Raw genomic sequence first — 25,355 nt, forward strand, 5'->3', positions numbered from 1 at the left:
GCGCAGTGTCCGCTGCGCCTGATTTTTCAGGCAGGGATGATGAAACGTACCGTTAAAATTCTGCTTCTGTTAGCGCTTTCTGGCACACTCCTTTCTGGCTGTAATACTGCCCGTGGCGTCGGTGAAGATGTCCAGGATCTGGGGCATATCATCTCTCACGCCGCCAGCTGATTACGTCCAATTTTCTGAAAACCGTATTCCTTTCCGTCAACTAACGGGATTTTGTCTATCCTTAAATGGCTATACACAACATCACGTTGGCGATAAAAGGACGACATTATGGTTAAAAAGACAATTGCAGCGATCTTTTCTGTTCTGGTGCTTTCATCAGTTTTAACCGCCTGTAATACCGCGCGTGGCGTCGGTCAGGATATTTCTGAAGGTGGTAGCGCAATCTCTGGTGCGGCAACCAAAGCTCAGCAGTAATCATAAACGGTACGGGACTAACGGGTGCCGTACCGTCAGCTTTCTGCTTCCTGCAGAGCTAAAAACGGTGAGAAACGCGTATCCATATGCAGCTTCATGCGGATATTCCGTTTATAGGTATACACCGTTTTTCCATTGATACTCAGGTGGCTGGCAATTTTCTGATTGCTTGCGCCGTCCATCCACAATGTCAGCACCTTCTCCTCCTGGCGGGTCAGCAGAGGGGCGGCAACTTGCGGTATTTCAAAGCTTGCACAGGATGTTAAGGCGTCGTTGATCACCACAGCCAGCTCCTCAAGGTCGGCGTTTTTCAACAACGAAGACCATACCGGGAACTGTGCCAGGTATCCCGCCATTTCCTGTTCTTCACCCGACTGCAGTAAAATAAAGGGTAACGTTTTACTGGCATGCAGCAGAGAAGAGAGTTGCTGAAAATGATGAAGATCCTGCCGGAAACCGTGCAGATCGGCGATAACCAGCGTCGGTTTCCATTGCAGAATGTGCTCTCTGGCGAGGATGAGGTTATTCAGCCCGGTCACGACGAAATGGCCAGGGAATAAACCGGAATGATTGAGCCACGCTTCAAACCCTGCGCGGGTGAAGTGACACCGGTCAATCAAAAGAATTTTGAACATATTGTATTCGCAGTCGGCTAGTGGTTTGGCTTCCTGCCATCAGAAAGCACACCATCATAGGGAAGTCGGATGAGTGGTAAATGCCGGAACTACGCGGCATACTGAGGCTATTTCTTGCCTTAACCCGTTCAGCACAAAAGTATTGAAAAAAAATCGCACGCTAACCAAAATATGCGGCGTAATCTCTGCCTTACGGGACGACCCGTAAGCGCTTTACTCACCGGGGACGGCCCCAACTTACCTTTAAGTTAAGGAGCCTGATATGTCCTGGATTATTCTTGTTATTGCCGGTCTGCTCGAAGTGGTATGGGCGATAGGCCTGAAGTACACCCACGGTTTTACCCGCCTGACACCCAGCGTGATTACTCTTACTGCGATGATTGTGAGCATTGTCCTGCTGTCGTGGGCTATGCGCTCCCTGCCAGTGGGGACGGCTTATGCCGTCTGGACGGGAATTGGTGCCGTAGGCGCAGCCATCACCGGCATTCTGCTGCTGGGGGAGTCAGCGAGTCTGGCGCGCATCGCCAGCCTCGCCCTGATTGTGGCGGGTATTATTGGGCTGAAGCTCAGCGCACATTAATGCGGCTGTTCAACCCAGATAAGTTTTGAGACATCAAAACCTTGCCGGGTCGCGACGTCCAGCATCTGCTGTTTCATTTCTGGTGAAAGGGTCGGGGTGCGGGAGAGTATCCACAGATAATCGCGATCCGGCCCGCAAACCAGCGCATGGCGGTATTCTCTGTCGAGCGCTATCACGTTATATCCGCCGTAGAACGGGCCAAAGAATGAGACTTTCAGCGCGGCCCGGTGCGGGTCGCCGGTAAAGTACGCCTGACCAATTGACTGCTGCCATATCCCCCGTTCCGGGTTGTAACCACGGTTGATGACCTGAATACCGCCATCATCCATTGGGCTGTAATTGGCTGTGACTTTCTCTAAGCCCCGTTCGAACCGATGATCAAAACGGGCGATTTCATACCATGTGCCGAGGAACCGTTGCGCGTCGAAATTACTGACGACGGTGACACCGGGAGGCGGAGTAGGGGAACTGCAGGCAACCACTAAAAACGCGGCTGTCACTGCGGCGATAACAGGCAGAATGCGCATAGTTGTTTCCTTACTGTTTTTTGTTAAGTGTAGATTACAGCAAGGAAAATGTAGGGGGTTTTGCCGGGTATGCATAGCGCCACCCGGCAATGTTTTACTGCAGAGAACTTAAGATACGGTAAGCCGCTTCAACGCGCGCCGGATTTGGGTAGCTCTTGTTCGCCAGCATCACGATGCCGAGCTGCTTTTCCGGAATAAAGGCCACATAGCTGCCGAACCCGCCCGTCGACCCCGTTTTATGTACCCAGGAGGCTTTCACTGCAGGTGCTGCCGGGTGAATTTCCACGGCAGGCAGTGGAGCCAGTGCCACGTTATTGTCGCTGCCATCAACAACGGTTTTGGCATCTACCGGCCAGTTGAGCATCTCCCAGCCGAGTCCCTGATACATTGCACCGACTCGCCAGTAGCGCGACTGTGCAAGAGCGATCCCTTGTTTCAGGGAAGTATCTGATACGGCATCAGATGACATATTGGCCATCACCCAGCGCGCCATATCTTTAATGCTGGTTTTAACGCCATAAGCTTCGGCGTCCAGCATTCCCGGCGAAACGTGAACCGCTTTACCGTCACGATATCCCCACGCGTAGTGCTGTTCTTCTGCTTCTGGAACATGAATCCAGGTATGCGTGAGCTTCAGGGGTTTAAAGACCCGCTCTGTCATCGCCTGTTCAAAGTTCATGCCGGAAGGTTTAACCGCCAGTGCGCCAAACAGACCGATGCTGGCGTTCGCATAAAGGCGGGTTGTGCCCGGTTTCCACTGTGGCTGCCAGGTCTGGTAAAAGCGCAGCAGCGACGCATTGTCAGTAACCTCATCCGGTACCTGCAACGGCAGGCCACCGGCGGTATAGGTCGCCAGATCCAGCAGGCGAATGTCCTGCCACTGCTTGCCCGTCAGTTCAGGCCAGTATTTTGTTACCGGATCGGTCAGCGAAATCTCACCGCGGGCAATCGCATCACCACCCAGCACGCCAGTGAAGGTTTTGCTGACTGAACCTAATTCGAATAAGGTCTGTGCTGTGACGGGCTTGTTTGCCGCGACATCGGCTTTACCAAAGGTGAAATAGTAAGGTTTACCCTGATAAATCACCGCGACGGCCATCCCTGGAATGGCCTGCGCTTTCATCAGGGGGGTAACGGTTTGTTCAACGGTGTCAGCAAGCTGTTTTTCTGACAGGGTTGCCGCCAGGGCGGAACACGAGAGGCCGAGCAGAAGCGCACAGCAAAGGGTTTTTTTCATCATCAGATATCTTCCGTAATAGCGAATCAATGGGGATGTCCTGGCCGTCAGACAAGCGTAGTCTGTTGGATTTGACTGCGTCTGACAAACGGTTAAATTTAGCATTAGCTGTTAATTTTTCTAACGGAAAGACCGATGACACGTAGCTATCTCCCTCTCAATTCGCTTCGGGCCTTCGAGGCCGCCGCAAGACATCTCAGTTTTACTAATGCTGCAATCGAGCTGAATGTGACCCATTCTGCTATCAGCCAGCACGTTAAGACGCTGGAGCACCACCTTAACTGCCAGCTGTTTGTTCGCGTTTCGCGTGGGCTGATGCTGACCACGGAAGGGGAGAATTTGCTGCCGGTACTGAACGATTCGTTCGATCGTATTGCCGGTATGCTGGATCGTTTTGCCAGCCACCGGGCTCAGGAGAAGCTGAAAATTGGCGTTGTGGGGACTTTTGCCACGGGGGTTTTATTCTCGCAGCTTGATGATTTTCGCCGCTGTTATCCGCATATCGACCTGCAGCTTTCCACTCATAACAACCGTGTCGACCCGGCAGCCGAAGGGCTTGATTACACAATCCGTTACGGCGGAGGGGCGTGGCACGGCACGGAGGCTACGTTTCTTTGCCATGCGCCGCTGGCTCCGCTTTGTTCACCTGACATTGCCGTGGGGCTACACACCCCGGCCGACATCCTGAAATTTACTCTGTTGCGCTCCTATCGGCGTGACGAGTGGTCAGCGTGGATGCAGGCTGCGGGAGAACATCCACCGTCACCAACGCATCGGGTGATGGTATTTGATTCGTCTGTCACCATGCTGGAAGCGGCACAGACAGGTGTGGGGGTAGCCATCGCACCTGTCAGTATGTTTACCCATCTGTTGAATAGCGAGCGCATTGTACAGCCGTTTGCGACGCAGATTGATCTGGGCAGTTACTGGCTGACAAGGCTGCAGTCACGGGCAGAAACGCCTGCAATGCGCGAGTTTACACAGTGGCTGGTGGGGAAAATGCAGAAATGACAGGCCCGCCGGAGGGCGGGCCTGGTGAATCAGATGGTGATCACAGCAATCAGCGTTACCACGGTCAGGATAGTTGCCAGACCGTAGAACACCCATTTACCGCTTGGCACATGGATTTTCAGATCATGCATCGCGTGGTGAATGCGGTGCAGGCCACACCACAGCGGCAGGACGATCATCAGGAAGATGAACACACGGCCAATAAAGCTGCCCGCAAACGCCAGCACGCGCTCATAGCTCAGCGCATCTCCCGGGAACAGCCCCAGCGGCAGCATAATGCCGACCAGCAGGATGATTACCGGTGCAATGATGGCACTCCACATGCCGCCTGCGCCAAACAGACCCCAGAAGACTGGCTCATCAGAACGTTTTGGATTTGGATTGATCACAGTAGTCTCCTTACCAGAACAGTGCGACAAACAGAATGACCACGGTGGCAATGGCCGTCACTGCCCAAAGCCCTTTAATGACCGGCTCTGGTCCCATTTTCTCGCCTTTAACGATGATGTTCGCCGCTTTGGGTGCCAGTTCAAACCAGGTTTTGGTATGAAGCAGCGCCGCCGCGAGGACGATCAGGTTCAGGATCACAATGACAGGGTTTTGCAGGAACCCGACAAAACTGGCCCAGGTTTCAGGGCCATGTTTGAGGGCAAACACACCGTACATCAGCTCAAGGCTGAACCAGACCGCGGGCACTGCAGTGCCCTCACGCAGCATATAGAAGCGATAAAACGGCAGTTTCTTCCACCAGGTGGACGGCATTGGCCGCACATAGGCTTTGCGTTTAGTCGTCATCATGCACTCCTTAGCGTGGTTTCAGGGTTGCGATAAGAAAGTCTTTCGAGCTTTCCACTTTACCCTGCTGAATAGCGGCGGCCGGGTCGACGTGCTTCGGACATACTTCGGAGCAGAAACCCACAAAGGTGCAGCTCCAGACGCCGTTCTGGCTGTTAAGCTGCGCCATACGTTCTTTTTTACCGTGGTCGCGGCTGTCCTCGTTGTAACGGTGCGCCAGAGTAATAGCGGCCGGGCCGATGAACTCAGGGTTCAGACCAAACTGTGGACAGGCGGCGTAACACAGGCCGCAGTTGATGCAGCCGGAGAACTGATGGTATTTCGCCATCTGTGCAGGCGTCTGGGTATTTGGCCCCTGATCCGGCGTGCGCGGGTTGCCAATGATGTACGGCTTAATGGCTTCCAGGCTTTCGATAAAGTGGGTCATATCGACCACCAGATCGCGCTCGATCGGGAAGTTGCCCAGTGCTTCAACCTTGATGCCCTTGGTGTATTCGCGCAGGAAGGTTTTGCAGGCAAGCTTAGGCACTTTGTTGACCATCATGCCGCAGGAGCCGCAGATTGCCATACGGCAGGACCAGCGGTAGCTCAGGTCTGGTGCCAGGTTGTCTTTAATGTAACCGAGCGCATCCAGCAGAGAGGTTTGCTCGTCATAAGGGACTTCATAGAAAGCGCTGTGCGGTGCGGAGTCCACTTCCGGGTTGTAGCGCACCACTTCAACTTTCAGTTTTTGCATCTCAGCCATTCGCCGTCTCCTTCTTCTCGGCTGCTTCTGCTTCTGCACCGTACACGCGTTTAGCCGGTGGCAGCGTGGTGATCTTCACGTCGCTGTAGTCCAGGCGAGTCGTGCCATCCGCGTCGCGCCAGGCGAGGGTGTGTTTCAGGAAATTGACGTCATCACGTTCGGTGCAACCTTCATCCAGACGCTGGTGCGCCCCGCGCGACTCTTTACGTGCCAGGGCAGAGTGCGCCATACATTCCGCTACGTTCAGGCCGTGACCCAGTTCGATGGTATAAAGCAGGTCGGTATTGAACACGCTGGAAGTATCGGTGATGCGCACGCGTTTGAAGCGTTCCTGCAGTTCCGCCAGTTTGTCGACGGTTTTTTGCATCAACTCTGGTGTACGGTAGATACCACAGCCTTCTTCCATCGACATGCCCATCTCGTCGCGGATTTTCGACCAGTTTTCGTTACCTTCCTGATTGACCAGATCTTTCAGACGTTTTTCGACGTCTGCGACCTGGGCATCCAGCGCGGCGCTGTTGGCTTCGCCCACGGTTGCTGCACGCTCCATTGCGCGTTCACCCGCCATGCGGCCAAAGACGACCAGCTCGGCCAGTGAGTTAGACCCCAGACGGTTTGCGCCGTGCAGGCCGACAGAGGAACACTCGCCCACGGCGAACAATCCTTTGATGCGCGTTTCACACTGCTGGTCGGTTTCGATACCGCCCATCGTGTAGTGCGCGGTTGGACGCACCGGAATCGGCTCTTTCACCGGATCGACACCCACGTAAGCTTTCGCCAGTTCGCAGATGAACGGCAGACGCTCCAGCAGTTTCTTCTCGCCCAGGTGGCGCAGGTCAAGATAGACCACATCGCCGCGTGGCGTAGAAATGGTGTTGCCTTTACGCCACTCGTGCCAGAAGGCCTGAGAGACTTTGTCGCGTGGGCCGAGTTCCATGTATTTGTTTTTCGGCTCGCCGAGCGGGGTTTCCGGGCCCATGCCGTAATCCTGCAGGTAGCGGTAGCCATTTTTGTTGACCAGAATACCGCCTTCACCGCGGCAGCCTTCCGTCATCAGAATGCCAGAGCCCGGCAGGCCGGTTGGGTGGTACTGCACGAATTCCATATCGCGCAGCGGCACGCCGTGGCTCAGCGCCATGCCCATGCCGTCACCGGTGACGATACCGCCGTTGGTGTTATAGCGGTAAACACGACCCGCGCCACCCGTTGCCATCACCACCGCATTGGCGCGGATCTGGACAAGGGTGCCTTCCATCATGTTCATCGCGACCAGACCACGCGCCTGGCCGTCATCAACCAGAATGTCGAGAACGAAATGTTCGTCAAAGCGTTGGATCTGGGGGAACTGAAGGGATGTCTGGAACAGGGTGTGCAGCATGTGGAAGCCGGTCTTATCGGCGGCAAACCAGGTGCGTTCAATTTTCATCCCGCCAAAACGGCGAACGTTGACGCTGCCGTCCGGGCGGCGACTCCACGGGCATCCCCACTGTTCAAGCTGGGTCATTTCCGTTGGACAATGATGCACGAAGTAGTCAACGACATCCTGTTCGCAAAGCCAGTCGCCCCCTGCAACCGTGTCGTGGAAATGGTATTCGAAGCTGTCATGATCCTGCGCAACGGCGGCGGATCCTCCCTCTGCGGCAACCGTGTGGCTGCGCATCGGGTAGACTTTTGAAATCAGTGCGATTTTAGCGTTCGGATTAGCTTGTGCTGCAGCAATCGCAGCACGTAATCCAGCACCGCCAGCGCCTATTACGGCAAGATCGGCTTGAAAAGTTTGCACGACATTCCTCCAGATTTTTGTTATTTCGCAATGCGATGAACTAAAGGTAGTTCAACTGTCCGAAGAGACGATTGCGAAAGCGTTTCCACTGCTCCTTTATGGGTAAAACAGTATAACCGTGTGGATGTGAGGGAAATTTGACGTGTTCGATTTTTTTGCTGTTCTGTGCGGTGATTTATCATTGCGATTGATGGAATGGGTCACATAATTTTTCCCCTAAATGAAATCGCACCTTTAGCTGTGCAAAATTTGTCTCTGTCCCCGCTAACGAGTAGACTTCGTGCCCTTGTCTGAAATCGGAGAAAAACTCATGAGCGAAACGGCCACCTGGCAGCCGAGCGCATCCATCCCTAACCTGTTAAAACGCGCTGCAATTATGGCGGAGATCCGTCGTTTCTTTGCCGATCGCGGAGTCCTGGAGGTGGAAACGCCGTGCATGAGTCAGGCAACGGTAACGGATATTCATCTGGTCCCGTTTGAAACCCGTTTTGTTGGTCCTGGTCACTCCCAGGGGATGAATCTGTATCTGATGACCAGCCCGGAATACCACATGAAGCGCCTGCTGGCAGCGGGTTGTGGCCCGGTGTATCAGCTGTGCCGCAGCTTCCGTAATGAAGAGATGGGGCGTCACCATAATCCGGAATTCACCATGCTGGAGTGGTACCGTCCGCATTACGATATGTACCGCCTGATGAACGAGGTGGACGACCTGCTGCAGCAGGTACTGGATTGCTCAGAAGCGGAAACGCTTTCATATCAGCAGGCGTTCCAGCGTTATCTTGAAATCGATCCGCTATCTGCGGACAAAACCCAGCTGCGCGAAGTGGCGGCAAAACTGGATCTGAGCAACGTGGCGGATACGGAAGAAGACCGCGATACGCTGCTGCAGTTACTGTTCACTTTTGGCGTTGAACCGCAGATTGGCAAAGACAGGCCGGCTTTTGTTTATCACTTCCCGGCAAGCCAGGCCTCGCTGGCGCAGATTAGCACGGAAGATCACCGCGTGGCGGAGCGTTTTGAGGTCTATTACAAAGGCATTGAGCTGGCGAACGGTTTCCATGAGCTGACCGACGCGCGCGAACAACAGCAGCGCTTTGAGCAGGATAACCGCAAGCGTGGCGCGCGGGGGTTACCGCAGCAGCCGATCGACACTAACCTGCTTGACGCCTTACAGGCTGGTCTGCCGGATTGCTCCGGCGTGGCGCTGGGCGTTGACCGTCTGGTGATGCTGGCGCTGGGTGCGGAACAGCTGGGCGATGTGATTGCGTTTACGGTTGACCGCGCTTAACGAAATGCCGGGTGGCGCTGTCGCTTACCCGGCCTATATCCCCCTCTGGCAATAATCCTTTCCATTTCCGCACGACAACATGAAAAACTGCCACTTTCTCTATACACAGGTTAATTTCTTAATTTGCCCGGCATAGCCACAATATTTGTCTGGTCATCTGCTACCATCCGCGGAGCTTAATACTTCTTCGGATGGTTCTATGTCTCACTCACTCAAAAAAATGACCCTCACCGGGCTCATCCTGATGATTTTTACGTCGGTCTTTGGCTTTGCCAACAGCCCGTCGGCTTTCTACCTGATGGGTTACAGCGCGACGCCGTTCTATATCGTCTCGGCGCTGTTCTTCTTTATTCCGTTTGCGCTGATGATGGCGGAAATGGGCTCGGCCTACCGGAAAGAAGAGGGTGGGATCTATTCGTGGATGAATAACAGCGTCGGCCCGCGCTATGCATTTATCGGCACGTTTATGTGGTTCTCCTCTTACGTTGTCTGGATGGTCAGCACGGCAGCGAAAGTCTGGGTACCCTTTTCCACATTTTTGTTCGGGGCAGATAAAACGCAGGTCTGGTCTCTGGCAGGTCTGAGCTCAACACAGGTGGTGGGTATTCTGGCAGTCTGCTGGATGGTCGTCGTTACGCTGGTGGCCTCGAAAGGGATCAACAAAATTGCCCGCATCACTGCTGTGGGCGGTATTGCGGTCATGTGTCTGAACCTGGTGCTGCTGCTGGTCAGTATCGCTATTCTTTGTCTGAACGGTGGGCACTTTGCACAGGAGGTGAATTTTGTGTCGTCACCGAATCCGGGCTATCAGTCCGGCCTTGCCATGCTCTCTTTCGTGGTGTTTGCCATCTTTGCCTACGGTGGTATTGAGGCGGTGGGCGGCCTGGTCGACAAAACCGAAAACCCGGAAAAGAACTTTGCCAAAGGGATCATCTTCGCGGCGATTGTTATCTCCATCGGCTACTCGCTGGCGATTTTCCTGTGGGGCGTCAGCACCAACTGGCAGCAGGTGTTGAGTAACAACACCACTAATCTGGGTAACATCACCTATGTGCTGATGAAGAGTCTTGGCATGACGCTGGGGCAGGCCATGCACCTGACGCCGGACGCAGCGACAACGATGGGAGTCTGGTTTGCGCGCATTACCGGGCTGTCGATGTTCCTGGCCTATACGGGGGCCTTCTTCACGCTGATTTACTCTCCGCTGAAAGCCATTATTCAGGGCACGCCAAAAGCGCTGTGGCCCGCGCGTATGACACAGCTCAACACCACCGGGATGCCAGCCAACGCGATGTGGATGCAGTGCCTGCTGGTATGTGTGTTTATTCTGCTGGTGTCATTTGGCGGGGATACCGCCTCGGCGTTTTATAACAAGCTGACTCTGATGGCGAATGTGTCAATGACGCTGCCTTATCTTTTCCTGACGCTGGCGTTCCCGTTCTTTAAAGCAAAGCAGGATCTGGAACGTCCGTTTGTGATTTTCAAAACCCGTGCGGCTACGCTGCTGGCTACCACGGTAGTGGTGCTGGTGGTGGCGTTCGCTAACATTTTTACGATTATTCAGCCGGTGATTGAGGCGAATGACTGGAACAGCGCGCTGTGGATGGTAGGTGGCCCAATCTTCTTCTCTCTGCTGGCGATGGGGATTTATGAGAATTACCGTCGCCGCTCAACGGTCTATATCGCGGAAACGGTGTAGTGGTTTAAAACCCCCTCCCGAACGGGAGGGGGAGATGGTTACAAACTTCCCGCCGGGCGGCTACGTGCCGCTGATGTTAACGTTCTTCCCGTCTTACGCCCGTCCAGTGTTTCCAGACGCATCTGGAACGGTGGGAATGGCATATCAATACCGTGTTCACGGAAGCCTGCCAGAATCAGCTGGTGGATCTCATGACGTAGCGGCATGCGGTGTCCCATTTCGGCGGCGTAGATACGCAGTTCGAAGATCTGGATCCCCTGCTGTAAATCCACCAGGAATACTTCCGGGGCCGGGTTGTCGATCACCAGCGAGCAGCGTTCCGCTGCGGTGTAGAGGATCTGCGTTACCTCTTCGCTGTTGGCATCCGACGGGGCCGGTACGGTCAACACCACACGGGTAACGGAGTCGGACAACGACCAGTTAATAAACTGCTCAGTGATAAACGCCTTGTTCGGCACGATGATCTCTTTACGATCCCAGTCGCTGATCGTCGTGGCTCGGGTGTTGATCTTCGTGATGCTGCCGGTCAGGTCGCGGATCGTCACCGTATCGCCAATGCGAATCGGTTTTTCGAACAGGATAATCAGGCCGGAAATAAAGTTGGCGAAAATCTCCTGTAAACCAAAACCTAACCCCACACCGAGCGCGGCGACCAGCCACTGCAGCTTCGACCACTCAATACCAATCATCGAGAAGCCAACCAGCCCACCAAACAGCATGATTAAATATTTGGTGATGGTGGTAATGGCATAACCCGTGCCGGGGGTTAAATCCAGGTGTTGCAGCAGTGCCAGCTCCAGCAGAGCAGGGAAGTTACGCACCAACTGGGTCGTAATGATCAGCACCAGAATGGCAACCAAAACCGCACCCAGCGTAATGGGCTCCAGACTTTCAACCCCCCTCACCGTGGATGTTACGTCCCACAGAGAGATGTTCTCCAGGAAGCCAAATGCAGAGTGGATCTCTGACCACAGGACGATCACCGAGAGCAGGGCAATCAGCATCAGGATGGAGCGTACCAGCCGCAGGGACTGGGTACTGATGGCGTCCAGATCCAGTTCGACATCGTCCGTTTCTGACGTTCCTTCGGTACTGTTGGTGTGGTGGGAGTCTTCTTCTCCCCGTGCGCGCTGGGCCAGAATTTCAGCCCGGCGATGCCTGGCGCGGTCAAACGCCAGACGGCGTCGCTGGATCAGCATCCAGCGGCGGATGATGTGGTAGACCACCAGAAGCAGGAACCAGATCGCGACGGAGGTTTCCAGACGCGCCAGCAGCGCCTGTGCAGTGGCGAGGTAACCGACCACTGCCGCCAGAATCGCCGCCAGAGGGGCACTAAGCAGCAGGTTCCACAGCAAACGGTTGAACATGTTTTCACCGCTACCCGTTTTATCGAGGTAAAGCGGTATACCGGCACGCTTCAGGCTAAGCGTCACTATTGCCAGCGCGCCGCAGATCAACATAAAGCACAGGCGACCCAGGGAACCAGAAAATTCACGGTCGTTGAGATTATCGAACATGATCAACGCCATAATCAGCGGCACGATAAGCCCGATGCTCATCAGGTAGTAGCGCATGGCGCGCGCAACGCGATTACGCGGCCAGCCAAAGTGGGCAATGAACAGACCATTTGGCCGCGCGAACGTGGCGCAAATCATCACCACCCACAGCAGGGGAACGGTGGCAGTGACGCCATCGCCAATCGCCACCGCGAGCGGGTAGGGCCAGGCTTCCCGCAGGCCGTATCCCAGCGTCATCCAGAGCACTGGCAGCGGTGAGGCGACGAGGATCGACCAGAAGACGGTGCGTAGCGTCAGCCAGAAGTGATCCTGGGTGACTTTCCCCACCCGGGCGCTGGAGCGCTCAAGGAAACGGGTAAAATGCCGGCGTGAGTAAATGCTGAAGCCCACCAGAATCAACGCCCCCAGCAGCGGGAAGATAGTCTCTTTGCTGGTAATCATCATCACGCTGGCCTGGCCTAACTGGCTGAAGGTATCCAGCGAAATCAGGCGGCGCAGGTCTTGTACGATCTCAATCGGCCACGCGAAGGTCATCGGGCGCACGTCGGATGTCCAGAAGAGATAGCGGTGCGTCGCTTCGCTGACCTCTTTCAGCGCATCTTCCAGCTGGCTGTTGGAGACTTTCAGCTTGGTTAGCTCAAGGATCAGCGTATCGCCACCCTGTAGCAAGGAGTTCAACAGCTCACGCTGGGTTCGCAACTGGGCTTCCAGAATGCGGTTTTGCTCGCTGGTGAGCGGTTGCCCGTCCGCCTGACGGATCTGACGGATTTGTGGCTGTTTGTTGAGGAGGTCTTCAAAGTGCAGGCGCTGAACGCGCAGCTGCGCCATCTCAGTATCCAGCTGCTGTGGTTTCGGCATTTCCGGCAGGCGGGCAACCTGTGCACGTAACGCTTCGCCCAGAAGGTTTGATGAACCCAGCCACTGGGACTGTTCGCGCAGAGTGTTCAGTGCCTGGCGAACCTGTAGCGTTTGGTTGGTGGCCTGGCGCTGTTGCGACGCCACCAAATCCATACGCTGTGCCTGCTGGTTCAGCGCGGCAGACAGTTCACGGTTGACCTCAAACTGGTCGACTATCCCGGTGGGCAGGTTAGCGCTGTTTTCCGCCAGCAGTTCGGTGCTTTCCAGTGCGCGCTCGGCTTCACGCTGGCGCTGGCTGTTTAACTGGTTGCGAAGAGCCTGGAGGTAAGCATCAAGTTGCTGGCTCTGCTTTTGCGCCAGCTCAGACCGCATCCGCGACAGTTCCTGGCGGTTGTTGGCGGAGAGCTGAGCAAGTTCCAGTTCATCAACCAGCGCTTTGAGCCTGGCAGATTCGGCCTGCAGCCCAAGATTTTGTGCCTGGATTTGCGGCGTATTGCCGGATTGCGTACCGACGCGGCGTTCGACATCGTTTAGCTGACGACGGGCATCGGTTTGTTGTTGCGGAAGCTGGCTGAGCGAGTCGGCAATTTCACGCGCGCGCTCTTGTTCCTGCTGGGCTATACGACTCGTGTCCAGAAGCTGGCTGCTGACCTGCAGGATCTCCTGGTTCAGCGCGTCGGAAGTCATACCTTCCGGCACATCGCGCGGTTCATCACGCAGGTTATTAAGCTGAGAGCGTAACGTCTGGGAGAGTTTGGGGAAGTTATCGATAACCTGCTGATATTGCCGCGCACGCTCAAGGGAGCCTTTTCGCTCCTCAAGTGCGTTCAGTGCGGCCTGGAGCGACTCGACGGTGTCTGGCTGAGCGGGTTTTGCCGCTTTTGCCTGCTCCAGCTCCTGGGTGATTTGTTTGGCGTCGGGGGCCGTCGCTGCGTACGCCCCCATGCTGAGGCACCAGGCCATCAGTAGTACGATAATCGGGCGCACGTCAGCAATCCTTCTGTTGTTAGCCTTCGTCTTTTTTGTCGTCAACCTGCGGGCTGACGTCGTGTTCGGCGTTCATCTCTTCCTGTACCAGCGGTGCTGGCTCAGCATCTGGCGTCACGAACGTTTCGGTAGACATCGCCAGCGGCTGACCCAGTTTAGTGACTGACAGGCTTTCCAGCTGTTCAACCAGGTTCACTTTACCCGGTGCAAACAGGTTGATTACGGTAGAGCCCAGTTTGAAGCGACCCATCTCCTGGCCTTTCAGCAGAGCCACAGAGCCTTCTGCTTCACCTGCAGGCCATGTCCAGCGCTTGATCACACCTTCACGAGGTGGGGTGATGGTGCCCGCCCAGACGGTTTCAATGCTGCCTACGATGGTCGCACCTACCAGGATCTGCGCCATTGGACCAAATTCCGTATCAAACAGGCAAATGACGCGCTCGTTACGGGCGAACAGGTTCGGTACGTTTTGCGCGGTCAGGTGGTTCACAGAGAACAGGTCGCCCGGCACGTAGATCATTTCGCGCAGAATACCGTTACACGGCATGTGGACGCGGTGGTAATCACGTGGTGACAGATAGGTGGTCGCGAACGAACCGTTGCGGAACAGGTCTGCCATCAGGTAGTTACCTGCCAGCAGTGCTTCCAGGCTGTAGTTGTGACCTTTCGCCTGCAGAATTTTGTCGTCTTCGATTGTCCCCAACTGGCTGATGACGCCGTCAGCTGGCATGACCAGCACGTTGGGATCGGTATCCACCGGGCGCACTTCTTCGCGCAGCGGGCGTACAAAGAATTCGTTAAAGGTGCGATAGCTGGCTGTATCCGGCTTTTGCGCCTCTTTCATGTCGACCTTGTAGTATTTTACGAACAGGTCGATGACCAGTTTGGTCAGCCAGCCTGCTCGTTTGCTTGCGCCCCAGCCCGCCAGGCGAGTGAGCCACAGTTTCGGCAGAATGTATTGAAGCGAAAGTTTAAATGAGTTTAACAAGGTAGCCTCCAGGCCATTGTTTTGTCGTTCCTGATCCGGCTGTGAGCAGCCGGAACCTGAAAAAAGGGGGACGATTTTAGCGATGCTTAGCTTAGTTGTCAGTCATCAGTTTCAGAAAAGCTTTTACGTGTTTTTACCTGCGCCATGCTCTCAAGAATACGGTGATAGTTTTCGAAACGGGTTTCCGCAATGTCACCGTTCTCAACCGCTGCACGGATAGCACAGCCAGGATCATTATCATGTTTACAGTCGCGGTATTTGCAAGCGCCTAAATAATCATGGAATTCGACAAATCCGTTGAAGATTTGTTCCGGCTCCAGGTGCCACAAGCCGAATTCACGCACGCCTGGGGAGTCAATTACATCGCCGCCGTGCGGGAAATGATACAGACGTGAAGCGGTGGTGGTGTGCTGACCAAGACCAGAGACATCGGACACATCGTTGGTGAGGATCTCTTGCTGGAGGCCGAGAAGGTTGTTCAGCAGGCTGGATTTACCGACACCGGATTGACCCGCAAAGATGCTGATACGATCGGTGAGCGCCTCTTCCAGTGGTTTCAGACCATCTTTGGTGTAGCTGGAGACCATCAGCACGCGATACCCAATCTTGCGGTAGATATCCATCTGCTCATTCACGAAGTCCATGCCTTCGTCATCCAGCAGATCGATTTTGTTGAGCACGATGATAGGTTCAACCTGTAGCGTTTCACAGGCGACGAGATAGCGGTCGATAATATTGAGCGAAAGCTCGGGTAAAATCGCCGAAACGATGACTATCTGGTCAATGTTGGCCGCAATAGGTTTGACCCCGTCGTAGAAATCAGGGCGAGTCAGCACCGACGTGCGTTCATGCACGGCTTCAACGATACCTTTTACCGTGACCCCAACCGCGGCCTCTTTACCCGGACGCCAGACTACACGGTCACCGGTGACCAGCGAGCGAATTGTGCGGCGGATGTTGCAGCGGTGAACGCCACCATCGGCGGATTCCACGTCGGCATGCATACCGAAACGGCTGATAACGACGCCTTCAGTGGGTTCGCCAAACAGGTTGTCGTCGTAATCCGGCTTCTCCGAAGTGGTTTTAAGACGGCGCTGGTGGTTGGCGTTGACGCGGCGCTGCTGCCCTTTGGAGAGTTTATTTTTACTCAATCGCGCTGGCTCCTGGTCGCCCGTGATGGGCAAAACCTCTATGATACACTCTAATTAATACTAGTTAACCTGCTACCGCTGGTTATACGAGAAGGGTGGAAAATAACATGAGCGCAGATGAAAACAACCTGATTTGGATTGATCTTGAAATGACCGGGCTGGATCCCGAGCGCGATCGCATCATTGAGATTGCCACGCTGGTCACTGATGCAAACCTCAATATTCTGGCGGAAGGGCCAACCATTGCAGTTCATCAGTCTGATGAGCAACTTGCGCTGATGGACGACTGGAACGTGCGTACCCATACCGGCAGCGGTCTGGTGGATCGTGTGAAGGCCAGCACGCAGGGCGATCGTGATGCCGAGCTTGCGACCATTGAGTTTCTGAAACAGTGGGTTCCGGCAGGTAAATCACCTATTTGCGGTAACAGCATTGGGCAAGATCGCCGCTTCCTGTTTAAGTACATGCCAGAACTGGAAGCCTACTTCCATTATCGTTATCTGGATGTCAGCACCCTGAAAGAGCTGGCTCGTCGCTGGAAACCCGAAATTCTGGACGGCTTTAAAAAACAGGGTACCCATCAGGCGATGGATGATATCCGTGAGTCCGTCGCGGAACTGGCTTACTACCGCGAGAATTTTATTAAGCTGTGATTTTTGAGGCCCGGTACCCTTGCGCTGCCGGGTTTTTGTCGCTAAATTGTGCAGCTTGCCGATTAATTAATCACTTGAACAAGATTTTGAAAAAATCGCTTTCAGGGGGGTTGCAGCTAAAAGGATTTCTCGTATAATGCGCCTCCCGTAACGACAGAGAATTACACGTTACGACAGCAACAAAAGCAGTGCAGATTTGCGGGAATAGCTCAGTTGGTAGAGCACGACCTTGCCAAGGTCGGGGTCGCGAGTTCGAGTCTCGTTTCCCGCTCCAAAATTTGAAAGTATCGCAAGATACACACAGCATCAGAACCACCCAAGCGGGAATAGCTCAGTTGGTAGAGCACGACCTTGCCAAGGTCGGGGTCGCGAGTTCGAGTCTCGTTTCCCGCTCCAAAATTTGAAAGTATCGCAAGATACACACAGCATCAGAACCACCCAAGCGGGAATAGCTCAGTTGGTAGAGCACGACCTTGCCAAGGTCGGGGTCGCGAGTTCGAGTCTCGTTTCCCGCTCCAAATTCTTCTTCGTCTCAAAAATATCCACAGCGAAATGCTTCGTTGGGGACGTTTTCTATTGTATCTGAAATACTCTTGTAAACAGAGTTATCCACAGAACCTGTTGTTTATCTGATAATGGTAAAAACTTCGCAGGGTGAATAGTATCTCTTTAATTTATTGAATTTTATTAAGAAAATTTGATTTCAAAATGTTAGTGAGATCACTTGACCTGTTTGCCAGGCCAGATGGCGCTTGAGTTTTTATTTTTATTCACAGGCTGTGAATATATCAAGCATCCCGTGTAAGCCCTTTTTCAATTACCCGCACCAGACGTTGTTTCTTCGGTAACTGCACCTCGACCACGCAGGCATTTCGCTTCTCGATTTGCTGCGCAATCGCCCATTCTATGTGCTCATCGAGAAGTGGGTGCTCACCTCTACGGTTTTCGAGTGCCTGAATGTTGGCTTCATCCCACGGGGCGTTACCCAGTGCAACGGCGACATTACGCAGCCAGCGCAGATGGCCGATACGGCGAATGGCCGAACCTTCTGTTACTTTCAGGAACCAGGCTTCGGTCCAGGCAAACAGCTCGATAAGTTGAGGGGCGTGCAGCGCTTTACGCGGGCTGAAGTCCTCTTCGTCCGTGAGCTGTGAATAGCGGTTCCACGGGCAGATCAACTGGCAGTCGTCGCAGCCGTAGATGCGGTTGCCGATAAGCGGGCGAAATGCTTCGGGGATCGCCCCTTCCAGTTCGATGGTGAGATAGGAGATGCAGCGGCGGGCGTCAACGGTATAGGGCTCGACGATAGCGCCGGTCGGGCAGATGGTCATGCAGGCTACACAGCGGCCACAGCCTTCCTCTACCGGGCCATCCACCGGCAGCGGTAAATCAATGAGCAGTTCACCGAGAAAGAAGAACGATCCGGCGTCGCGGCTAAGGATAAGTGAGTGCTTACCTGTCCAGCCAAGCCCGGCTTTTTCGGCGATGGGGCGCTCAAGAACAGGCGCAGAGTCGACAAACGGTCTAAAATTCAGCGAAACACAGTGCTGCTGAATAGTTTCCCCGAGTTTTTTTAAGCGGTTACGCAGGAGCTTATGGTAATCACGCCCCAGGGCATACCGGCTGACGTAACCGAGGGAGGGGTTTTTGAGCGTGCGCGCAAATGCCGCGTTAGCCGGCAGGTAGTTCATGCGCACGCTGATGACGCGTAATGTGCCCGGCAACAGCTCGTGTGGACGCGCACGCATCATGCCATGACGCGCCATCCATTCCATTTCGCCGTGGTATTGTTTGTCCAGCCATGCCTGAAGTTTCGGCTCGCTGGCGGAAAGGTCGGTATCGGTAATACCTACCTTCTGGAAGCCAAGCTCAGCACCCCACTGTTTTATGTTTTGCGCTAACTGATTGAGATCGAGGGGCTGTGACATGACGGACCATACAGTGAAGAAAAACCCTGCAAGTATACCACATTCCATCTGGCATGCGGATGACCTCCGACGCGCCGAAAAAGAGGCCGCAGACAGCCTCGGCATTACCCTTTATGAACTGATGCAGCGCGCGGGCGAAGCGGCGTTCAACGTTGCCCGGGAGGCCTACCCGTGCTCCTCACACTGGTTGATTTTATGCGGGCATGGCAATAACGGTGGAGACGGCTATGTCGTGGCGCGTCTGGCCGTTGCGACCGGGCTCCGTGTGACGTTGCTGGCGCTGGAGAGTGATAAGCCGCTTCCTGATGAAGCACGTATGGCGCGGGAAGCCTGGCTGAATGCCGGTGGTGTGATTCACGCGGCGGATATTGTCTGGCCGGATGAGATCGACGTGATTATTGATGGCCTGCTGGGTACTGGCCTGCGCAGTGCTCCGCGTCAGGATCTTGCGGCGCTGATTGAGCATGCTAATGCGCATACCTCGCCGATCGTGGCACTGGATATTCCTTCGGGTCTGATAGCGCAGACCGGAGCGACCCCGGGGGCGGTGATCTATGCCTCGCACACCATAACGTTTATTGCCCTGAAACCTGGATTACTCACCGGGAAAGCGCGGGATGTGGTGGGTACACTACACCATGATGCGCTGGGGCTGGCGCACTGGCTTGCCGGACAGGTGACGCGCCTTTCGCGCTTTGATGCTTCGCAGCTTGTGCAGTGGCTACCACCGCGCCGTCCGACATCGCATAAAGGCGAACATGGCCGTCTGGTGATTATTGGCGGCGACCACGGCACGGCAGGTGCTATCCGCATGGCGGGTGAAGCGGCTGTACGCAGTGGTGCGGGGTTGGTTCGCGTGCTGACGCGCAAAGAAAATATTGCGCCAATAATCACCGCCCGCCCGGAACTGATGGTGCATGAGCTGACGCCACAAATGCTTGAGGAAAGCCTCGAATGGGCGGATGTCGTGGTGATTGGTCCTGGGCTCGGGCAGCAGGCCTGGGGCAAACAAGCCCTGCAAAAAGTTGAGAATTTTCGTAAACCGATGCTGTGGGATGCCGACGCGCTGAACCTTCTGGCAATCAACCCGGATAAGCGTCACAATCGCATTCTGACACCACACCCCGGCGAAGCCGCGCGGCTGCTTAACTGTAGCGTGGCAGAAATTGAAAGCGATCGCTTACTTTCTGCTCAGCGTCTGGTAAAACGTTATGGAGGTGTTGCCGTGTTAAAAGGGGCGGGAACCGTTATCGCCAGCGACGATGCACAAGGCATTATTGATGCCGGAAACGCAGGTATGGCGAGCGGCGGCATGGGCGATGTGCTTTCTGGTATTATCGGCGCATTGCTTGGACAGAAACTTCCCCTTTATGATGCAGCCTGTGCGGGCTGCGTGGCCCACGGCGCAGCGGCTGACAGGCTTGCTGCACGTTATGGAACACGCGGTATGCTGGCCACCGATCTTTTTTGCACGCTGAGGCGTGTTGTTAACCCGGATGTGATTGACGTAGAAAATGACTAATCGAGCGATTCCTTTACCTGATGAACAAGCCACTTTAGATCTCGGCAAGCGCGTGGCGCAGGCCTGTCAGGGGGCAACCGTCATTTATCTGTATGGTGATTTAGGCGCGGGTAAAACAACCTTCAGCCGTGGTTTTCTGCAGGCGTTAGGCCATAACGGAAACGTAAAAAGCCCAACCTACACGCTGGTAGAACCGTACGCGCTTGAAAACCTCATGGTGTATCACTTCGATTTATATCGCCTTGCGGATCCTGAGGAGCTGGAGTTTATGGGGATCCGCGATTATTTTGCCAACGATGCCATTTGCCTGGTGGAGTGGCCGCAACAAGGTGCGGGTGTGTTGCCTGACCCGGATGTCGAAATTCACTTAGATTACCAGGCACAAGGGCGTGAGGCACGCATCAGTGCTGTTTCCTCATCAGGGTGTTCCTTACTGGCGCGTTTAGCCGGTTGAACGTAGGGATAACGGGATGATAAATCGCGTTAAAGGTTGGTTGCTGGCTGCGACGGTACTGCTGTGCGCACAGGCCGGGGCGGCAAGCCTCTCGGATATTCAGGTGTCGAACGGGGATAGCCAGGCCCGGATCACGCTCAGCTTTATGGGCGATCCTGAGTATGATTTTTCACAACCAGACAGCCACAGTGTGGCGCTGGATATCAAACAGACTGGTGTGATCCAGGGATTGCCGCTGCAGTTCAGCGGTAACAACCTGGTGAAAAGTATTCGTTCCGGTACGGCTAAAGACAGTCAGTCGCTCCGACTGGTGGTCGATTTGACCGAAAAGGGCAAAACGAAGGCCGTGAAGCAGCAAAACGGCGCGAATTATATGGTGGTCTTTACCATCAATGCTGACGTACCTCCGCCTCCACCACCGCCACCGGTTGTGGCAAAACGCGTGGAAGAGCCAGTTTATACCCCGCGTCCTTCTGAACCTGCGCGTAACCCGTTTAAATCGGACAATGATCGTATTACCAGTCTCACCAGCAGTAATACGGCAACACCGCGTCCGGCGGCCAGTGCGCGTCGTGCGGTCAGTGGCGATAAAGTCATTATCGCTATTGATGCAGGCCACGGTGGACAGGATCCTGGTGCGATTGGCCCTGGCGGTACGCGAGAGAAAAACGTCACTATCGCTATTGCCCGTAAGCTGCGGATGCTTTTAAACGACGACCCGATGTTTAAAGGTGTGCTGACCCGCGACGGGGATTATTTTATTTCGGTTATGGGACGCTCGGACGTTGCACGTAAGCAGAATGCCAACTTCCTGGTCTCAATCCATGCGGATGCTGCGCCAAACCGCGATGCAACCGGCGCTTCCGTCTGGGTGCTCTCAAACCGTCGGGCCAACAGCGAAATGGCGGGCTGGCTGGAGCAGCATGAAAAGCAATCTGAACTGTTAGGGGGGGCGGGAGATGTGCTGGCAAACAGCCAGTCTGACCCTTACCTCAGCCAGGCAGTACTGGATTTACAGTTCGGTCATTCTCAGCGCGTCGGGTATGATGTGGCCACTAATGTATTGAACCAGTTGCAAAGCATTGGCGTGCTGCATAAGCGTCGTCCTGAACATGCCAGCCTCGGGGTTCTGCGTTCGCCGGATATTCCGTCCATCCTTGTAGAGACGGGCTTTATCAGCAATAACGGTGAAGAACGTTTGTTGGGAAGCGACAGTTACCAGCAGCAAATTGCCGAAGCGATTTATAACGGTCTGCGTAAATATTTTGACGCGCATCCGCTGCAGTCCGCCCCGCAGGGTGGAGCAGGCCAGACGGCCAGTGCCGCGCTACCGGGTGAGATGACCGCGACAAACTAAGGAGAATTCATGCCGATTCAGGTTCTACCGCCGCAGCTTGCGAACCAAATCGCCGCCGGTGAGGTGGTGGAACGTCCTGCATCGGTGGTGAAAGAGCTGGTAGAAAACAGCCTTGATGCGGGCGCAACCCGCATTGATATTGATATCGAACGTGGTGGCGCAAAGCTTATCCGCATACGTGACAACGGCTGTGGCATCAAAAAAGACGAGCTGGCGTTAGCGTTGGCGCGTCATGCCACCAGTAAAATTGCCTCGCTTGACGATCTGGAAGCGATTATTAGCCTCGGTTTTCGCGGCGAGGCGCTGGCCAGTATCAGTTCTGTTTCCCGTTTAACGCTCACCTCCCGCACGGCTGAACAGCAGGAAGCCTGGCAGGCTTATGCTGAAGGGCGTGATATGGACGTGACGGTCAAGCCTGCGGCTCATCCTGTCGGTACCACGCTGGAAGTATTAGACCTGTTCTACAACACTCCCGCCCGGCGCAAGTTTATGCGTACCGAGAAGACCGAATTTGGCCATATTGATGAGATTATCCGCCGTATCGCGCTGGCGCGTTTCGACGTTACCATCAATCTCAGCCATAACGGCAAGGTGATGCGTCAGTACCGCGCGGTGGCGGAAGGCGGGCAGAAGGAGCGCCGCTTAGGCGCTATCTGCGGAACACCGTTCCTGGAAAATGCGCTGGCCATCGAGTGGCAGCATGGCGATTTGGCCCTGCGCGGCTGGGTTGCCGATCCAAACGCAAGCAGCGCCGCATTTGCTGAGATCCAGTATTGCTACGTAAATGGTCGTATGATGCGTGACCGTCTGATTAACCACGCCATTCGTCAGGCGTGTGAAGACAAGCTGGGCGCGGATCAGCAGCCCGCGTTTGTGCTCTATCTGGAGATCGACCCGCATCAGGTTGACGTGAATGTCCACCCTGCCAAGCACGAGGTTCGTTTTCATCAGTCACGTCTGGTGCATGATTTTATCTATCAGGGAGTGCTGAGCGTCTTGCAGCAGCAGGTTGCACCGACGCTGCCGCTGGAAAATGAGGTTCAGGTACCGCGTCCGTTGCCGGAAAACCGGGTAGCGGCGGGGCGTAACCATTTTGCTGAACCTGCCGTTGCACGCGAACCGGCAGCGCCGCGTTTTTCATCGACGGAGAGCGCACCGCGCCCAACCGGAGCGAACTATCCGAACGCCCAGCCCGGCTATCAAAAGCAGCAAGGGGCATTGTACCGTAAATTGCTGGATACTCCGGCTGTGGAGCGTAAGGCACACATTGAGGTGCCGACGTCTTCCCTGGAAGGCCATAGTCAGAGTTTTGGGCGGGTACTGACGATTGTTGCTCCTGACATGGCATTACTTGAACGTGATGGCAGGCTGGTGCTGTTGGCCTTACCGGTAGCGGAGCGTTGGCTAAAACAGGTGCAGCTCACACCGGGGGAAAATGCGGCCTGCGCACAGCCGTTGTTGATCCCGGTCCGGCTAAAAATATCCCCTGAAGAAACAAAGGTATTACAGCGTGTAGAAGCGCAGCTTGCCCGGATGGGTATTGAAATCGTACTGGAAGCACAGCATGTGACAATTCGTGCAGTGCCTTTACCCTTACGCCAACAAAATTTACAAAACTTGATTCCTGAACTGATAGGCTACCTGGCGCAGCAAACTACGTTTGATGCGGCCAATACCGCGCAGTGGATCGCCCGCCATCTGGCAAGCGAACACGCACCGTGGAGCATGGCGCAGGCGATTACCGTGCTGGCGGAGGTTGAACGCCTTTGCCCGCATCTGGTGAAAATGCCGCCGGGTGGATTATTACAACCTGTTGATTTACAAACGGCGATGACCGCCCTGAAACATGATTGACGTAAGCAAGGCGAGCCTGCCTAAGGCGATTTTTTTAATGGGGCCAACGGCCTCCGGCAAAACGGCGTTAGCCATTGAGTTACGTAAAGTTTTGCCTGTAGAGTTGATTAGTGTTGATTCCGCCCTCATCTATCGGGGAATGGACATCGGCACGGCGAAGCCAGACGCAGAAGAACTGCGCGCGGCACCGCATCGTTTGCTGGATATTCTTGACCCGGCTCAGGCTTACTCCGCAGCGGACTTCCGCCGCGATGCCTTAGCCGAAATGGCCGAGATAACGGCGGCGGGACGTATACCGCTGTTGGTTGGCGGAACCATGCTCTATTTCAAGGCGTTGCTGGAAGGGTTATCACCACTGCCATCTGCGGATCCGGAAGTCAGAGCAAAAATTGAGCAGCAGGCAGCAGAGCAGGGATGGGACGTTTTGCATCAGCAACTGGCGAAGATTGATCCCGTTGCCGCAGCACGTATTCATCCAAATGATCCGCAAAGGCTTTCCCGGGCACTGGAAGTTTTTTTCATTTCGGGTAAAACTTTAACGGAACTGACGCAAACGTCAGGAGACGCTCTGCCGTATCAGGTGCATCAGTTCGCCATCGCCCCGGCGAGCCGTGAACTGCTCCATCAACGAATTGAGCAGCGTTTTCATCAGATGTTAGCTTCAGATTTTGAAGCAGAAGTGCGGGCGCTTTTTGCCCGTGGAGATTTGCATACGGATATGCCTTCCATTCGTTGTGTGGGATACCGCCAGATGTGGTCGTATCTTGAAGGTGAGATTTCATACGATGAAATGGTTTATCGAGGTGTTTGCGCCACAAGACAGTTAGCGAAGCGCCAGATTACCTGGTTACGCGGTTGGGACGGTGTTCACTGGTTAGACAGTGAAAAACCGCAACAGGCGCTAAACGAAGTGATTGAGGTTGTTGGTGATATCGCTCACTGAATGTGTACAATTGAATCGTATCGTGCGCAATTTTTCAGAATCGCAAGGTTCTAAGTACAAAACAAGCATATAAGGAAAAGATAGAATGGCTAAGGGGCAATCTTTACAAGACCCATTCCTGAACGCATTGCGTCGGGAACGTGTTCCAGTTTCTATTTATTTGGTGAATGGTATTAAGCTGCAAGGTCAGATTGAATCTTTCGATCAGTTCGTGATCCTGTTGAAAAACACGGTCAGCCAGATGGTTTACAAGCACGCTATTTCTACCGTTGTTCCGTCTCGTCCGGTATCTCATCACAGCAATAACGCTGGCGGCGGCACGGGTAGTAACTACCATCATGGCAGCAGCGCGCAGGGTTCTTCAACTCCAGCGCAGGACAGCGAAGAGAACGAATAAGGTCTCTGGCTGTTATCCAC

24 protein-coding genes and 3 tRNA genes are annotated in these 25,355 nt (G+C 54.6%); 16 read left to right on the forward strand and 11 right to left on the reverse strand.

Translation table 11 applies throughout. The features are described from left to right. Nucleotides 1-39 precede the first annotated feature (39 nt). Complete coding sequence (locus HV318_RS15905) at nucleotides 40-171, forward strand: entericidin A/B family lipoprotein (RefSeq protein ID WP_182274610.1); 132 nt, start codon at nucleotides 40-42, stop codon at nucleotides 169-171. A gap of 108 nt (nucleotides 172-279) precedes the next feature. Then, the gene (gene ecnB / locus HV318_RS15910; protein WP_182273467.1) at nucleotides 280-426 is read left to right on the forward strand and encodes a lipoprotein toxin entericidin B; all 147 of its coding nucleotides are present in this window, start codon (nucleotides 280-282) and stop codon (nucleotides 424-426) included. A 35-nt stretch (nucleotides 427-461) separates the two neighbouring features. Here the strand turns inward: ecnB and HV318_RS15915 are convergent, their stop codons facing one another. Continuing rightward, on the reverse strand, nucleotides 462-1,061 hold the full coding sequence (locus HV318_RS15915) for a helix-turn-helix transcriptional regulator (RefSeq protein ID WP_182273468.1): 600 nt from the start codon (nucleotides 1,059-1,061) through the stop codon (nucleotides 462-464). Between the two features lie 262 nt (nucleotides 1,062-1,323). Here HV318_RS15915 and sugE point away from each other — a divergent pair, with 262 nt between their 5' ends. Beyond that, nucleotides 1,324-1,641, forward strand: a complete 318-nt coding sequence (sugE, locus tag HV318_RS15920; protein WP_182273469.1) for a quaternary ammonium compound efflux SMR transporter SugE — start codon at nucleotides 1,324-1,326, stop codon at nucleotides 1,639-1,641. Here the strand turns inward: sugE and HV318_RS15925 are convergent. Both HV318_RS15925 and ampC read right to left on the reverse strand, forming a co-directional pair. After that, nucleotides 1,638-2,168, reverse strand: a complete 531-nt coding sequence (locus HV318_RS15925) for a lipocalin family protein (RefSeq protein ID WP_182273470.1) — start codon at nucleotides 2,166-2,168, stop codon at nucleotides 1,638-1,640. The two genes, sugE and HV318_RS15925, sit on opposite strands and share 4 nt — an antisense overlap. Before the next feature lie 94 nt (nucleotides 2,169-2,262). Next, nucleotides 2,263-3,408, reverse strand: coding sequence for a CMY2/MIR/ACT/EC family class C beta-lactamase (ampC, locus tag HV318_RS15930; protein WP_182273471.1), 1,146 nt, complete (start codon nucleotides 3,406-3,408; stop codon nucleotides 2,263-2,265). A 132-nt stretch (nucleotides 3,409-3,540) separates the two neighbouring features. Between ampC and ampR the strand changes: the two genes are divergently transcribed. Next, complete coding sequence (gene ampR, locus HV318_RS15935) at nucleotides 3,541-4,416, forward strand: LysR family transcriptional regulator AmpR (RefSeq protein WP_182273472.1); 876 nt, start codon at nucleotides 3,541-3,543, stop codon at nucleotides 4,414-4,416. 29 nt (nucleotides 4,417-4,445) lie between these two features. Here ampR and frdD read toward each other — a convergent pair whose 3' ends face one another. Genes frdD through frdA form a run of 4 tightly spaced genes read right to left on the reverse strand, consistent with a single transcriptional unit; the run spans nucleotide 4,446 to nucleotide 7,739 of the window. Further along, the gene (gene frdD, locus HV318_RS15940) at nucleotides 4,446-4,805 is read right to left on the reverse strand and encodes a fumarate reductase subunit FrdD (protein WP_128312491.1); all 360 of its coding nucleotides are present in this window, start codon (nucleotides 4,803-4,805) and stop codon (nucleotides 4,446-4,448) included. A 10-nt stretch (nucleotides 4,806-4,815) separates the two neighbouring features. Further along, on the reverse strand, nucleotides 4,816-5,211 hold the full coding sequence (gene frdC / locus HV318_RS15945) for a fumarate reductase subunit FrdC (protein ID WP_182274611.1): 396 nt from the start codon (nucleotides 5,209-5,211) through the stop codon (nucleotides 4,816-4,818). A gap of 10 nt (nucleotides 5,212-5,221) precedes the next feature. Further along, nucleotides 5,222-5,956 carry a succinate dehydrogenase/fumarate reductase iron-sulfur subunit gene (locus HV318_RS15950; protein WP_182273473.1) on the reverse strand — a complete coding sequence of 245 codons (735 nt, stop codon included), beginning with the start codon at nucleotides 5,954-5,956 and terminating at the stop codon, nucleotides 5,222-5,224. Next, entirely contained in the window at nucleotides 5,949-7,739 is a 1,791-nt protein-coding gene (frdA, locus tag HV318_RS15955) for a fumarate reductase (quinol) flavoprotein subunit (RefSeq protein WP_182273474.1), read from the reverse strand. The genes HV318_RS15950 and frdA overlap by 8 nt, the downstream gene beginning before the upstream one ends. Nucleotides 7,740-8,049: 310 nt before the next feature. Here frdA and epmA point away from each other — a divergent pair, with 310 nt between their 5' ends. Beyond that, on the forward strand, nucleotides 8,050-9,027 hold the full coding sequence (epmA, locus tag HV318_RS15960; RefSeq protein WP_182273475.1) for an elongation factor P--(R)-beta-lysine ligase: 978 nt from the start codon (nucleotides 8,050-8,052) through the stop codon (nucleotides 9,025-9,027). 199 nt (nucleotides 9,028-9,226) lie between these two features. After that, a complete protein-coding gene (gene yjeM, locus HV318_RS15965) occupies nucleotides 9,227-10,726 on the forward strand; it encodes a glutamate/gamma-aminobutyrate family transporter YjeM (RefSeq protein ID WP_182273476.1) in 1,500 nt (499 codons plus the stop codon). Nucleotides 10,727-10,764: 38 nt separating this feature from the next. Here the strand turns inward: yjeM and mscM are convergent, their stop codons facing one another. From mscM to rsgA, 3 genes are all read right to left on the reverse strand, one after another. Continuing rightward, nucleotides 10,765-14,088: a miniconductance mechanosensitive channel MscM gene (mscM, locus tag HV318_RS15970; RefSeq protein ID WP_182273477.1), complete on the reverse strand. Its 3,324-nt coding sequence runs from the start codon at nucleotides 14,086-14,088 to the stop codon at nucleotides 10,765-10,767. A 19-nt stretch (nucleotides 14,089-14,107) separates the two neighbouring features. Further along, nucleotides 14,108-15,076, reverse strand: coding sequence for an archaetidylserine decarboxylase (gene asd / locus HV318_RS15975; protein WP_182273478.1), 969 nt, complete (start codon nucleotides 15,074-15,076; stop codon nucleotides 14,108-14,110). 98 nt (nucleotides 15,077-15,174) lie between these two features. Then, on the reverse strand, nucleotides 15,175-16,227 hold the full coding sequence (gene rsgA, locus HV318_RS15980; protein ID WP_182273479.1) for a small ribosomal subunit biogenesis GTPase RsgA: 1,053 nt from the start codon (nucleotides 16,225-16,227) through the stop codon (nucleotides 15,175-15,177). Nucleotides 16,228-16,334: 107 nt separating this feature from the next. Between rsgA and orn the strand changes: the two genes are divergently transcribed. The 4 genes from orn to HV318_RS16000 all read left to right on the forward strand — a co-directional run bounded on the left by orn (nucleotide 16,335) and on the right by HV318_RS16000 (nucleotide 17,398). Further along, nucleotides 16,335-16,880: an oligoribonuclease gene (gene orn / locus HV318_RS15985; RefSeq protein WP_182273480.1), complete on the forward strand. Its 546-nt coding sequence runs from the start codon at nucleotides 16,335-16,337 to the stop codon at nucleotides 16,878-16,880. Between the two features lie 198 nt (nucleotides 16,881-17,078). Next, nucleotides 17,079-17,154 (forward strand) — tRNA-Gly (locus HV318_RS15990). Between the two features lie 46 nt (nucleotides 17,155-17,200). Further along, nucleotides 17,201-17,276: transfer RNA gene (locus HV318_RS15995), tRNA-Gly, on the forward strand. Between the two features lie 46 nt (nucleotides 17,277-17,322). Continuing rightward, nucleotides 17,323-17,398 (forward strand) — tRNA-Gly (locus HV318_RS16000). Between the two features lie 270 nt (nucleotides 17,399-17,668). On the opposite strand, the gene queG is transcribed toward HV318_RS16000, so the two are convergent. Beyond that, nucleotides 17,669-18,808: a tRNA epoxyqueuosine(34) reductase QueG gene (gene queG, locus HV318_RS16005; RefSeq protein ID WP_182273481.1), complete on the reverse strand. Its 1,140-nt coding sequence runs from the start codon at nucleotides 18,806-18,808 to the stop codon at nucleotides 17,669-17,671. Here queG and nnr point away from each other — a divergent pair. From nnr to hfq, 6 genes are all read left to right on the forward strand, one after another. Then, on the forward strand, nucleotides 18,807-20,330 hold the full coding sequence (nnr, locus tag HV318_RS16010; RefSeq protein WP_182273482.1) for a bifunctional ADP-dependent NAD(P)H-hydrate dehydratase/NAD(P)H-hydrate epimerase: 1,524 nt from the start codon (nucleotides 18,807-18,809) through the stop codon (nucleotides 20,328-20,330). The two genes, queG and nnr, sit on opposite strands and share 2 nt — an antisense overlap. Next, complete coding sequence (gene tsaE, locus HV318_RS16015; protein ID WP_182273483.1) at nucleotides 20,323-20,784, forward strand: tRNA (adenosine(37)-N6)-threonylcarbamoyltransferase complex ATPase subunit type 1 TsaE; 462 nt, start codon at nucleotides 20,323-20,325, stop codon at nucleotides 20,782-20,784. Before nnr ends, tsaE begins: the two co-directional genes overlap by 8 nt. 16 nt (nucleotides 20,785-20,800) lie before the next feature. Next, nucleotides 20,801-22,141 (forward strand): N-acetylmuramoyl-L-alanine amidase AmiB, encoded by a 1,341-nt coding sequence (amiB, locus tag HV318_RS16020; protein ID WP_182273484.1) that lies wholly within the window; start codon nucleotides 20,801-20,803, stop codon nucleotides 22,139-22,141. A 9-nt stretch (nucleotides 22,142-22,150) separates the two neighbouring features. After that, on the forward strand, nucleotides 22,151-23,995 hold the full coding sequence (mutL, locus tag HV318_RS16025) for a DNA mismatch repair endonuclease MutL (protein ID WP_182273485.1): 1,845 nt from the start codon (nucleotides 22,151-22,153) through the stop codon (nucleotides 23,993-23,995). Then, nucleotides 23,988-24,938: a tRNA (adenosine(37)-N6)-dimethylallyltransferase MiaA gene (miaA, locus tag HV318_RS16030; protein WP_182273486.1), complete on the forward strand. Its 951-nt coding sequence runs from the start codon at nucleotides 23,988-23,990 to the stop codon at nucleotides 24,936-24,938. The genes mutL and miaA overlap by 8 nt, the downstream gene beginning before the upstream one ends. A gap of 85 nt (nucleotides 24,939-25,023) precedes the next feature. Continuing rightward, complete coding sequence (gene hfq, locus HV318_RS16035) at nucleotides 25,024-25,335, forward strand: RNA chaperone Hfq (protein WP_182273487.1); 312 nt, start codon at nucleotides 25,024-25,026, stop codon at nucleotides 25,333-25,335. Nucleotides 25,336-25,355 lie beyond the last annotated feature (20 nt).

It is taken from the genome of Enterobacter sp. RHBSTW-00901 (genome assembly GCF_014103115.1).
Classification (GTDB): domain Bacteria; phylum Pseudomonadota; class Gammaproteobacteria; order Enterobacterales; family Enterobacteriaceae; genus Enterobacter; species Enterobacter cloacae_P.

Coding starts and splice junctions, on each gene's coding strand:
- HV318_RS15905 (WP_182274610.1), top strand. CDS start 40: ATGAAACGTACCGTTAAAATTCTGCTTCTGTTAGCGCTTTCTGGCACA.
- ecnB (WP_182273467.1), top strand. CDS start 280: ATGGTTAAAAAGACAATTGCAGCGATCTTTTCTGTTCTGGTGCTTTCA.
- HV318_RS15915 (WP_182273468.1), bottom strand. CDS start 1,061: ATGTTCAAAATTCTTTTGATTGACCGGTGTCACTTCACCCGCGCAGGG.
- sugE (WP_182273469.1), top strand. CDS start 1,324: ATGTCCTGGATTATTCTTGTTATTGCCGGTCTGCTCGAAGTGGTATGG.
- HV318_RS15925 (WP_182273470.1), bottom strand. CDS start 2,168: ATGCGCATTCTGCCTGTTATCGCCGCAGTGACAGCCGCGTTTTTAGTG.
- ampC (WP_182273471.1), bottom strand. CDS start 3,408: ATGATGAAAAAAACCCTTTGCTGTGCGCTTCTGCTCGGCCTCTCGTGT.
- ampR (WP_182273472.1), top strand. CDS start 3,541: ATGACACGTAGCTATCTCCCTCTCAATTCGCTTCGGGCCTTCGAGGCC.
- frdC (WP_182274611.1), bottom strand. CDS start 5,211: ATGACGACTAAACGCAAAGCCTATGTGCGGCCAATGCCGTCCACCTGG.
- HV318_RS15950 (WP_182273473.1), bottom strand. CDS start 5,956: ATGGCTGAGATGCAAAAACTGAAAGTTGAAGTGGTGCGCTACAACCCG.
- epmA (WP_182273475.1), top strand. CDS start 8,050: ATGAGCGAAACGGCCACCTGGCAGCCGAGCGCATCCATCCCTAACCTG.
- yjeM (WP_182273476.1), top strand. CDS start 9,227: ATGTCTCACTCACTCAAAAAAATGACCCTCACCGGGCTCATCCTGATG.
- orn (WP_182273480.1), top strand. CDS start 16,335: ATGAGCGCAGATGAAAACAACCTGATTTGGATTGATCTTGAAATGACC.
- nnr (WP_182273482.1), top strand. CDS start 18,807: ATGACGGACCATACAGTGAAGAAAAACCCTGCAAGTATACCACATTCC.
- queG (WP_182273481.1), bottom strand. CDS start 18,808: ATGTCACAGCCCCTCGATCTCAATCAGTTAGCGCAAAACATAAAACAG.
- tsaE (WP_182273483.1), top strand. CDS start 20,323: ATGACTAATCGAGCGATTCCTTTACCTGATGAACAAGCCACTTTAGAT.
- amiB (WP_182273484.1), top strand. CDS start 20,801: ATGATAAATCGCGTTAAAGGTTGGTTGCTGGCTGCGACGGTACTGCTG.
- mutL (WP_182273485.1), top strand. CDS start 22,151: ATGCCGATTCAGGTTCTACCGCCGCAGCTTGCGAACCAAATCGCCGCC.
- miaA (WP_182273486.1), top strand. CDS start 23,988: ATGATTGACGTAAGCAAGGCGAGCCTGCCTAAGGCGATTTTTTTAATG.
- hfq (WP_182273487.1), top strand. CDS start 25,024: ATGGCTAAGGGGCAATCTTTACAAGACCCATTCCTGAACGCATTGCGT.